8 protein-coding genes and 1 pseudogene are annotated in these 11,241 nt (G+C 63.3%); 7 read left to right on the forward strand and 2 right to left on the reverse strand.

The genetic code is table 11. The features are described 5' to 3' along the window. The 7 genes from AC2VOU_RS15010 to AC2VOU_RS15040 form a co-directional block, all read left to right on the forward strand. A partial coding sequence (locus AC2VOU_RS15010) for an acyl-CoA dehydrogenase family protein (RefSeq protein WP_486958098.1) occupies window positions 1-927 on the forward strand: 927 nt, incomplete at its 5' end. Continuing rightward, window positions 924-1,682 (forward strand): SDR family NAD(P)-dependent oxidoreductase, encoded by a 759-nt coding sequence (locus AC2VOU_RS15015; RefSeq protein ID WP_486958099.1) that lies wholly within the window; start codon window positions 924-926, stop codon window positions 1,680-1,682. The genes AC2VOU_RS15010 and AC2VOU_RS15015, both read left to right, overlap by 4 nt. A gap of 27 nt (window positions 1,683-1,709) precedes the next feature. Continuing rightward, on the forward strand, window positions 1,710-2,111 hold the full coding sequence (locus AC2VOU_RS15020) for a RidA family protein (RefSeq protein ID WP_486958100.1): 402 nt from the start codon (window positions 1,710-1,712) through the stop codon (window positions 2,109-2,111). A gap of 419 nt (window positions 2,112-2,530) precedes the next feature. Further along, a complete protein-coding gene (locus AC2VOU_RS15025; protein WP_486958104.1) occupies window positions 2,531-4,000 on the forward strand; it encodes an AMP-binding protein in 1,470 nt (489 codons plus the stop codon). Between the two features lie 151 nt (window positions 4,001-4,151). After that, window positions 4,152-6,584, forward strand: a complete 2,433-nt coding sequence (locus tag AC2VOU_RS15030) for a bifunctional salicylyl-CoA 5-hydroxylase/oxidoreductase (RefSeq protein ID WP_486958101.1) — start codon at window positions 4,152-4,154, stop codon at window positions 6,582-6,584. A 113-nt stretch (window positions 6,585-6,697) separates the two neighbouring features. Next, window positions 6,698-8,326, forward strand: a complete 1,629-nt coding sequence (locus tag AC2VOU_RS15035; protein WP_486958102.1) for a flavin reductase — start codon at window positions 6,698-6,700, stop codon at window positions 8,324-8,326. 122 nt (window positions 8,327-8,448) lie between these two features. Beyond that, on the forward strand, window positions 8,449-9,249 hold the full coding sequence (locus tag AC2VOU_RS15040) for a class II aldolase/adducin family protein (protein WP_486958103.1): 801 nt from the start codon (window positions 8,449-8,451) through the stop codon (window positions 9,247-9,249). Window positions 9,250-9,407: 158 nt separating this feature from the next. On the opposite strand, the gene AC2VOU_RS15045 is transcribed toward AC2VOU_RS15040, so the two are convergent. Beyond that, a complete protein-coding gene (locus AC2VOU_RS15045) occupies window positions 9,408-10,490 on the reverse strand; it encodes a thiamine pyrophosphate-binding protein (RefSeq protein ID WP_486958105.1) in 1,083 nt (360 codons plus the stop codon). Between the two features lie 216 nt (window positions 10,491-10,706). Beyond that, a pseudogene (locus AC2VOU_RS15050) lies at window positions 10,707-11,030 on the reverse strand (thiamine pyrophosphate-binding protein); the annotation flags it as partial. Window positions 11,031-11,241: the final 211 nt, after the last annotated feature.

Here is an 11,241-nt window from a genome sequence, read left to right on the forward strand (position 1 = left end):
GTGGCGTGCCGCGAACTCGAGGCCGTCGATTCCGGGCTGCGCAGCTTCGTCTCTGTGCAGGGATCGCTGGCGATGTTCGCCATCCACCACTGGGGCACCGAGGAGCACCGCCAGCAGTGGCTGCCGAAAATGGCGGCCGGCGAGGCGATCGGATGCTTCGGGCTCACCGAATCCGATGCGGGCAGCGACCCTGGTTCGATGCGTACCAGGGCCAGGCGCGACGGCGACGACTGGGTGATCGACGGCACTAAGATGTGGATCACCAACGGCACCTTCGCCGACGTCGCGGTGGTGTGGGCGGGCACCGACGAGGGAATCCGCGGATTCGTCGTCCCGACCGAGATGGCGGGCTTCACCGCGAACCCGATCCACCACAAGCTGTCGCTGCGCGCGTCGGTGACCGCCGAGCTGGTCTTCGACGGCCTGCGCCTGCCGGCGTCGGCAGCCTTCCCCGAGGTGCGCGGGCTCAGGGGGCCGTTGAGCTGCCTCAACGAAGCGCGCTACGGAATCCTGTGGGGCGCAGCCGGCGCCGCCCGCGCCTGCTACCAGGAAGCACTCTCTTACACGATGCAACGGCGGCAGTTCGGCAAACCCCTCGCGGCGTTCCAGCTCACCCAACGCAAGCTGGCCGACATGGTGATAGCGGTGAACAACGCACAGCTGGTCGCCATGCAGATCGGTCGGCTCAAGGACGATCGCGGTGTGCATCCGGCGCAGATCAGCTACGGCAAACTCGCCAACGTCCACAACGCCCTCGAGGTGGCACGCCTCGCGCGCGGTATGCTGGGGGCCGCCGGAATCACGCTGGAACACAGCGTGATGCGGCATATGGCCAATCTGGAGACGGTGGCCACCTACGAGGGCACCGAAGAGATGCACGCACTGAGCCTGGGTCAGGCCGTCACCGGAATCCCGGCGTTCCGGTGACAATCGCTCGGACCTGCCTGGTGACCGGGGCGAGCCAGGGGATCGGCCGCGCAGTCGCCGAACGCTTGGTGGCGGAGGGGCACCGGGTGGCGTTGGTGGCTCGATCGAAGCGGGATCTCGACGAGGTCGCGGCCGCGGTGGGCGGCGCGGCCATGGCCATCGCGGCCGACGTCACCGATCCTGATGACGTCGAGAAGATCTTCCGCGAGTTGGAAGCCCGGTGGGGATCGGCCGAGGTTCTAGTCTCTAACGCCGGCTTCGGGGCGGCCGCATCCTTGGTGGACACCACTGACGACATGTGGCACCGCGCGCTCGAGTTGAACCTGACCGCACCGTTCCGCTGCATCCGGCGTGCGGCGCCGGCCATGCTGCGGGCCGGATGGGGCCGGATCGTGGTGATCGCCTCGGTGGTCGCCAAGCGGGGCGAGGCCCAGGTCAGCGCGTACACCGCCAGCAAACACGGGGTGCTGGGACTGGTGCGATCGGCCGCGGCCGAATACGCACGGCGTGGGGTCACCGTCAACGCAGTGTGCCCGGGATATGTGGACACCCCGATGACCGATCAGACCGTCGACGCAATCAGTGAGCGGACCGGACGCTCCGTCGAGGATGCCCGCACCACGCTAGCTCGTCGGCAGCCGATCGGCCGGCTCATCGACCCGGCAGAGGTCGCCGCGGCAGTGCACTTCTGCGTACTCAACGGGGCGGTGACCGGGCAGGGAATCAACGTCGACGGAGGAACGGTTCAGTCATGAGACCACCGACACAAGGATGGTGCGCCAGTGAGCATCGAACACATCAACCCACCCGCGCTCGGTAAGCCGTCGGGCTTCTCGCACGCGATGCGCGCCGGCGGCGGCAGCGCGGTCCATCTGGCCGGGCAGACCGCACTCGATGTGGACGGAAAAATCGTGGGTAACACCATCGTTGAGCAGTTCGAAAGGGCGCTCACGAACCTGCTGACGGCGCTGCGGGCCGCTGCGGGCTCACCGCGGGACTTGGTCAGTCTGACCATCTATCTCGTTGACGTCGACGACTACAAGGCGCACGGCCGCGAGATCGGTCGGGTGTGGAAGCGGCTGATCGGCGATACCTATCCCGCCACGGCCGCGATCGGTGTGACTCGCCTGTGGGACCTCGAGGCACTGGTCGAGATCCAGGGCGTGGCCTACGTGCCCGCCTGATCCGATCGATTACCTGCGTAGCGTCGCGGGCAGGGCCTCGCAGAACCGTTCCCAATACTGCGCCCTCGAACCGTCCGCGATGAGGGCAGCCCATCGGGCGGCGACGTCGGCGACAGTCGTCGTCTCCCGTAAACCTTCTCTCGGGGACCCCCGACCGCAGCAGGGGCACACACAATATGTATATGGTCTCTGCTTGACGTCCGTCCAGAATCAGATATACTCAGATCGGTGCTTGAATTCTTGCGGGAAGGTCGGTTATGGCCCGGACTGCATCAGCGCTGGCCGTGACCGCGCATCTCGATCCCTTCTGTCGGGACAACTTGCCGCCGCGGGCGCAGTGGCCCCGGTTCGAGTTCACTCTCCCGGAGTTGCGCTACCCGAAGCGGCTGAACTGCGCCACCGTGCTGCTCGACGACAAGGTGCGCGAATTCGGCGATCGGCCCTGCCTGATGTCGGCGACCGAATCGTGGAGCTACGGGGATCTGCTGCGACGTTCCAATCAGGTTGCGCAGGTGCTCACCGAGGACCTCGGGCTGATCCCCGGCGGAAGGGTGCTGCTGCGCGGACCGAACGCTCCTTGGCTCGTCGCCTGCTGGCTCGGTGTGCTCAAAGCCGGTGGCGTGGCCGTTACGACGGTGCCACTACTGCGCAGCGTCGAGCTACGCAAGCTCATCGACCTGACCCATCCGGTGATCGCATTGTGCGATCACCGGATCGTCGCCGACCTGCTTGAGGCCGCCGGCGAGGTGATCACCGTTGTATACGGCGGCGCCGGGAGCGGCGACTTGGTGGCACGGGCGACGTTGAAGTCCGGCGAGTTCACCAACGTGGACACGGCTGCCGACGACGTCGCGCTGCTGGCACCGACGTCGGGAACCACCGGGAAGCCTAAAGTTACAATGCAGTACCACCGGGATGTCCTCGCGGTCGCCGACACGTTCTCCCGCCACGTGCTGCACCCGACCCCCGATGATGTGTTCACCGGAACCCCACCCTTGGGTTTCACCTTCGGGCTCGGGGGGCTGGTTATCTTTCCCCTGCATGTCGGGGCGTCCACGCTACTGCTCGAGAAGCCCACACCGGACGAGCTTGCCGCCGCGGTACGCCAGTACGGTGCGACCATTCTGTTCACCGCCCCCACCGCGTACCGGGCGTTGTTGCGAACCGACAACATCGACGCGCTCGCCGGACTGCGCCGCTGCGTGTCCGCCGGCGAGCATCTACCCGAATCCGTGTGGCGGGAGATCCACGAGCGCACCGGGATCCGCATCATCGATGGCCTCGGGGCGACCGAGATGATGCACATATTCATCTCCGCCGAGGGCGCGGACATCCGGCCCGGCGCCACCGGCCGCGTGGTTACGGGATTTCGCGCGGCCATCGTCGATGAGCACGGCCGCCCCGTGCCTGACGGCACACCGGGTCGGCTGGCAGTGATCGGACCGACCGGTTGCCGCTATCTCAACGACCCTCGGCAGGCCGAATATGTGCAGGATGGTTGGAACATCACCGGTGACACCTACGTTCGCGATGCGGGCGGCTATTTCTGGTATCAGGCCCGCAATGACGACATGATCATCTCGTCCGGGTACAACATCGCCGGACCCGAGGTGGAGCGTGCGCTCCAACAGCATCCCGACGTCGCCGAGTGCGCCGTGATCGGGATCCCCGACACGGACCGCGGCGCGATCGTGCACGCCGCGGTTGTCCTGCGGCCCGGCGTGGTCGGGAACGACGCGAAGGCACTCGAGCTGAAAAATCATGTGAAACAGCTTCTGGCACCCTACAAATACCCGCGCAGCATAGAGTTCCGGACCACTCTGCCGTACACCAGCACCGGTAAGCTGCAGCGCAACAAGCTCATCGACCCGCGCATGCCCGCGCGATGACCGGGCGACTCGACAGCCCGGTGGCGGACACGACCGGCCACCGCCCAACGGCCCGCTGTGGCCCGCATCCGCAACAACCCTCCAACGTATTTTTGACGATAGTCAAAAATACACTATATAGTGAACGAGAAGACGTCGGCAGGGAGGCGCCATGCGAATCGCGATAGTCGGGGGAGGTCCCGGCGGCCTGTACTTCTCAGCGCTTGCCAAGCAACTGTGCCCTGCTCACGAGGTCACCGTGTGGGAGCGCAATGCCGCAGATGACACCTTCGGATTCGGTGTGGTGTTCAGCGACGAGACGCTCGGGGGTATCGAGCACGCGGACACCACGGTCTACCGACGGATGGAGGAGACGTTCGCAAGCTGGGATGACATCGACATCCACTTCCGTGGCACCGTGTACAGCTCGGGTGGGCAGGGTTTCGCGGCGATGAGCCGCAAGACCCTGTTGCTGATACTGCAGCAGCGCTGCAGCGAGCTGGGTGTTCCTGTGCACTTCAACACCGTTGCACCCGACATCGAGCAACTCAGCGCGGACTATGACCTCGTGCTGGCTGCCGACGGAGTGAACTCGACCATCCGTGACCGCTACTGCGAGGACTTCGGGACGAGCCTCGACCGCCGGCACAACAAATACATGTGGTTGGGCACCGACATGGTCTTCGAGGCCTTCAAATTCTATATTCGCGAGACGCCGCACGGCATCATGCAGGTTCACGGCTACCCGTACGGCACCGACGGCAGCACCTTCATCGTGGAGATGCGCGACGAGGTGTGGCAGCGAGCCGGCTTCGCGGAATTCGCGGATCGGCCGTTCGCCCCTGGCGAGAGCGACGAGCGCTCGATTGCGCTGGTCACCGAGCTGCTCGGCGACATCCTCGACGGACACGAGGCGCTCACCAACAACTCTAGGTGGGCCAACTTCATCACCGTGCGCAACGAGACCTGGCGCCGCGGCAACGTAGTGTTGCTCGGCGACGCCGCACACACCGCGCACTTCTCGATCGGCTCCGGTACCAAGCTCGCGATGGAGGACGCGTTGGCGCTGGTCGCCTGCCTGCACGAGCACGACGCTCTGAACGAGGCATTGGAAGCCTATGAGGCTGAGCGCCGTCCGGTGGTGCTATCCACCCAGCGTGCGGCGCAGGCCAGCCTGGAGTGGTTCGAAAACATCGGCCAGTACACTGATCAGGAGCCGCAGCAGTTCGCCTTCAACATCCTCACCCGCAGTCGTCGGATCACGTACGACAACCTGCGTTTACGTGACAAAGAGTTCGTGGCGGACCTTGACCGCTGGTATGCCGAGGAGCAGCTGCGCAGCGGGGGAGTTCCCGAACACGCAGGCGGCCCGTTGGATGCGCCGCCGATGTTCCAGCCGTACCGGATCGGGCAGTTGGAGTTGAAGAACCGGATCTTGGTGTCGTCGATGGACATGTACTCGGCCGTCGACGGGGTGCCCAACGATTTCCACCTGGTGCACCTGGGCAGCAAGGCGCTCGGTGGGCCTGGGCTGGTGATGACGGAGATGGTATGCGTCTCGCCCCAGGGCCGGATCACCCCCGGCTGCACCGGCTTGTACAACGCTGAGCAGGAGGCAGCCTGGACGCGGATTGTCAGCTTCGTCCATGCCCAGAGCACCGCGAAGATCGGTGTGCAGATTGGGCATTCGGGCCGCAAGGGTTCCACCAAGCTGATGTGGGAGGGCATCGACGAGCCGCTCGACGAAGGAAACTGGGAGCTCATCGCGCCGTCGCCGCTGGCATACACGCCTGTGAGCCAGGTCCCTCGCGAGGTCACCGAAGCCGACCTCGACAAGGTCGTGGCGGAGTTCATCGAGTCCACGCGGGCCGCCGCGCGTGCCGGGTTTGACCTACTCGAACTGCACTGTGCTCATGGGTATCTGCTGTCGTCGTTCCTGTCGCCGCTGTCGAACCACCGCACCGACGAGTACGGCGGGACGCTGGAGAATCGATTGCGCTTCCCGCTGCGGGTCTTGAAAGCCGTGCGCGCGGCGTGGCCTGCGGGCCGCCCACTGTCGGTGCGGATCTCGGCGACCGACTGGTTCGAGGGCGGCAACGACATCGATGAGGCCGTGGAGATCTCCCGCGCCTTTGCCGAGCACGGCGTGGACGCCATCAATGTCTCCACCGGCCAGGTGGTCAAGTCCGAGAAGCCCGCCTACGGCCGCAGTTACCAGACCCCTTTCGCGGACCGGATCCGCAACGAGATCGGAAAGAAGTACGGCGTCACCGTCGTCGCGGTCGGCGCGATCTCCTCCTACGACGACGTCAACTCGGTGCTGCTCGCGGGACGCGCCGACCTCGTGGCCATCGGCCGCACGTATCTCTACAACCCGCACTGGGCGCTGCACGCTGCAGCCGACCAAGGTTATGCCGGCCGCGGAGCGGACTGGCCCGACCAGTTCAAGGCCGGCAGCAGGAAGCCCTTCACGGGCCGGACCGACGGGCCGCGACCGCGCTTGGAGCTGATTCGCGAGGGCGAGCAGGGCACCCGGCACCGCCGTTGGCGACCCGTGAGTGGGACAACCGCCCAGCTTTGGATGAAGGCTGGAACGGTGCCATGAGTCCCATAGGCGGGAAGCCAATCAAGGAGCGTCCAATTGCTATTGTCGGGGCCGGCCAGTCCGGCGCATTACTTGCGTGCAGTCTGCTGAGGCGGGGCTACAACGTGACGTTGGTGACGGACCGCACGTCGACCGAACTCCGGTTCGGATCCGTCATGTCCAGCCAATGCATGTTCGACTCGGGCCTGTCCATCGAACGGCAACTCGGCGCAGACAATTGGGCGCAGATATGTCCTCGAATCGAACAAGTCTCCATTGAGGTGAAATCACACGGCAGCTTCACCACCCGATTGCAGTACTACGCGCAATCGGTGGATCAGCGAGTTAAATGCTCAGCCTGGTTAGACGAATTCGCCGCGTCCGGTGGTGAGCTAATTATTTCCAAGGTAGGTATCTCCGAACTGGAGGAATTAGCCGACAACCACGATCTGGTAATCGTCTCCACCGGCAAGGGTGACCTCGGAAGGCTCTTCTCACCTGACCGTGAGAAGTCCCGGTTCTACCGGCCGCAGCGAACGATCGCAATCGCCTATGTGCGAAAGCTGGCCCAACACCCCGATGGCGCCGACATGTCGATCAACCTGATACCCGGTGTTGGAGAGTGCTTTATCCTACCTGCGCTCACCATCACAGGCCCCTGTCACATCGTCGTACTTGAAGCCGTACCTGGTGGTCCACTCGATCATTGGTGTGACGTCCGCTCACCGAGACAGCACCTAGACCGTGTCAAAGAAATCCTGGCTGAGCATTTCCCGCACGAGTGGGCGCGGTGCGGAGCCATCGAGCTTACCGACGACGGCGCTGTCCTGCGTGCGCGCACGACACCCATTGTGCGCCATCCCGTCGGGATCTTACCGTCGGGGGCTCATGTGCTCGGGATGGCCGATGCCGTGGTGCTCAACGACCCTGTTACTGCGCAAGGTTCAAATAACGCGGCACAGGCTGCCGGTATCTATCTCGACGCAGTCGTGGAGCGCGGCGATAACGAATTCGATCGGGACTGGATGGAAAAGGCCTTTGACAAATTCTGGCGCGGATGGGCACAGTGGGCGGTTACCTGGACCAACGCCATGCTTCGCCCGCCCATGCCACATGTGCTCTCGCTATTCGAACATGCCAGCAACTCACCTAGCCTCGCGGCGAGCATTGTGGAAGCTTTCAACGACCCCCGTACCACACAGAACTGGTGGTATGACGCAGAAGAAGCTCAGCGCATCCTTGCCGAGAAGCGGCGAGCCGACACAGGCCGCTTCGATACCCGGGAACTGCGTCGCGCGCTCGGTCAGTACGCCACTGGGGTTGCCGTCATCACGAGCCGCGCTCCCGACGGCCGCAAGATCGGCGTAACCTCGAACTCGTTCAGTTCAGTCTCCATGGACCCCCCGCTAATCTTGTGGTGCCTTGCCAAGAAAGCTCCCAGCCTACCGGACTTGACGGCCGCTGGTCATTTCGCGGTAAATATCCTCCGCGCCGACCAACACGACCTATCACGCCAGTTCTCAACGCCGGCCGTCGACAAATTCTTAGGTGTTTCGGTCACTGAGGGTTGTCGCGGTGCGCCATTGTTAGCGGGTGCATTGGCCACATTTCAATGCCGCACGGTCCAACGGGTCGAAGCGGGTGACCACATCATCTTATTGGGCGAAGTCGAGACCTATGACGCACCAGGCGGCGAACCCCTCGTTTTCCATTCAGGCTCCTACCGGCTGGCATCGCGACATCCCGACTATCCCGACAGTTGATCGGCTAACAAACTAGTGAACAGGCGTCATTATGCGGAGTTTGATAAAGCGTCACCCCCTGATCCCCCTGATCTCCCTGGTGCCGGGGTTACCGTTCTGATGGCGAAAGGTAAGGAGGAACTATGTCCCAGGAAGATATGCAGTTCGTCGAGAAAATTGCCACTGGCGATGCCGCGACACTGCTACCCGAAAAGAATCACACGATCGACGAAGAGCGGCTTCATCGCAAACGGAACTTAGCGGCCGCCTTCCGGATGTTCAGCAAATGCGGGTTCGACGAGGGTGTCGCTGGTCACATCACTGCACGCGATCCCGAGTTCACTGACCATTTCTGGGTGAACCCGTTCGGGATGCACTTCGGTCACATTCGTGTCCGAGATCTACTGCTGGTGCGCCACGATGGTGAGGTCGTTGAAGGCGATCGCCCGGTGAACAGGGCAGCTTTCGCTATCCATTCCCAGGTGCACATGGCTCGTCCAGACGTCGTAAGCGCAGCTCATGCTCACTCTGTCTATGGCAAGAGTTGGTCGACTCTTGGCCGGCTTCTCGACCCGATCACGCAGGATGCATGTGCGTTTTATGGCGACCACGCATTGTTCGACAACTACTCTGGCGTCGTTCTGGATCTGGAAGAGGGGAAGCGGATCGCCCACGACCTAGGTGATCGTAAAGCGATCATACTGCGGAACCACGGCTTGCTGACGGTCGGCCGCTCCGTCGAAGAGGCAGCGTGGTGGTTCATCACAATGGAACGTTCATGCCAGGCGCAACTCATGGCCGAAGCCGCTGGTACCCCAGTGTTGATCGAGTCGCAGATGGCCGAACGAACTGCCGGACAGATTGGAACACACTTCGTCGGATGGTTCAGCTTCCAGCCGATTTATGAGCGCATTAGTCGCGAACAGCCAGACCTGTTCGATTGACCGTTGGCAGCGGTGGGCCCGGGTGCGTCGTTGACGCTCGCTACCGCGAGTTGGTTGACAGCTCACACGACGGCTCGCCCCTCCAACTCTTGCAGCCGCGCGCACGCTGATCGACATCCAGCGATCTTTGCTTGACGTCCTCGCGCTCCTTCGCCCGGTCAGTGCTCGCCGGGGTCTGGGATCGAATCGACATCGAGGATTACCTCTGCAAGGATTGGCCCGCATCCAGGGCGCACGGCCTCCTCTAACTTCTTGAAATCAGGCCACTGTTCGATCCGTAGCGCCGTGCCGCCTAGGGCTGAAGCCACCGTCGCGAAAGAGGGCCAATCGAATGTCGCAAGCGCCGGATCCCGATCTTGTTCTACGAACCGGTAGTACTCAGCGCCGTACGCGCCGTCGTTCAACACCAACACCACCACGTCGAGCCGGTTGCGCACCGCGGTGTTAAACTCCGCGAGCCCGCCGAGCATGAAGCCGCCGTCGCCAGCGACGACCAGGCACGGTATGTCGGGACGGCCTTTCGCGGCACCAATGCCGTAACTAGTGCTCATCCCAATATGTCCGATGTTGAGACAGTGAACGTAATTCCACGGCCGGTCCACTTCGAGGATACGTAAAGCCTCGTGTGAGAAGCGGCCACCGTCGATCGCGAGTGTGCGTTTCCGTGGAACAATCTCGTTGATCTTGTGCAGGACGCCCGTGAGATTGAGCGGCCCCTCTCCGTCCGCCTTTGCGCGGTCCTGTTCCTTCCAGCCGGAGATCCGCCGAGCGAGATCGGGGCTGCGGAAACCAGACGGCGATGCCGCTGCTTGGTCCATCAGGGAGATCAGACCCATTGCGGTCGCCGCCGCGTCACCGACGATCGCAGTGTCCACCGGGAAATAGCGACCGAAGGCGGACTCGTCGGTATCGACCTGGACAATTCGCTTCCCCGTGAGCAATTCGCCCTTTAACGTGGTCAGGGCGCTAAGCGCTGCACCGAAGACGACGAAGCAGTCAGCGCGCCCGATCACCTCGGACGCAATCGGGTGCGATAAAGTGCCGACGATGCCGATGTCGTAAGGGTCGCCGGCGAACAGGCCTTTACCACGCAACGTGGTCCCCACAGGTGCGCCGATGCGCTCAGCGAATCGCCGGAGCGTGTCCGCAGTGCCCGGTGCGCCGGCACCGCGCCCGCCGATGACAAGTGGCCGATTAGAGCCGATGATCATCCCCGCGGCGTCTTCGAGGCCCTCGACCACCGGACAGAGCACGCCACGGGCGACCCGCTGTGGCCGGCCGACTCCCCCTGCAACTTCGACCTGCTGGAAGTCGGCAGGCAATTCAAGCACGACTGGTCGACGCTCGCTGGCCGCCTGTGTGAGCGCACCAGTCAGATCGATCACGGCGGTGTCGGGCGCGCGTACCTGCCGATAGCCCGCCCCCGACGGCATGACGACCTCACGCTGCGGGATGTTCTGGAGGTTGTAGGCGTCGTAGCGAGCGGTGTCGCCTGCTACCACCAGCAAAGGATAGCGGCCCCGGGCCGCGTCTAGGAGGCTACTTACACAGTTAGCGATTGCGCCGTGCGTCACAGTCGCCACTCCGACCTTGCCCGTTACCGCAGCGTATCCAGCTGCCATCAATACCGCTCCGCTTTCGTTCGCCGACGCAACGAACTGACCCTTCTCATTTCGATGAAACGAGTCAACGAGGTACATGTTCGCATCACCCATGACCCCGAACATCACTTCGACGCCATTGACACGAAGTGCTTGTGCGAGAACGTCGTTGAGGTTCATAGCTACTACCTCGACCAACGACGGGCAGTCAGCAATCCCTTGAAGCCGTAGAGACTTTGTTGTTGGTACGTGAATCGAGGACCGTCATACATTAATGCTCCAAAGCTGTCAGCGCATTGTCGCGTACGGTGTTTAAGTACTCAGCACCGGCGTTCGGGGTCATGAACCAGTGGTAAAAGTCGCCCGGATCGTCGAAACCGTTGACGAAGCG

It is taken from the genome of Mycobacterium sp. TH-M25 (assembly GCF_057473665.1).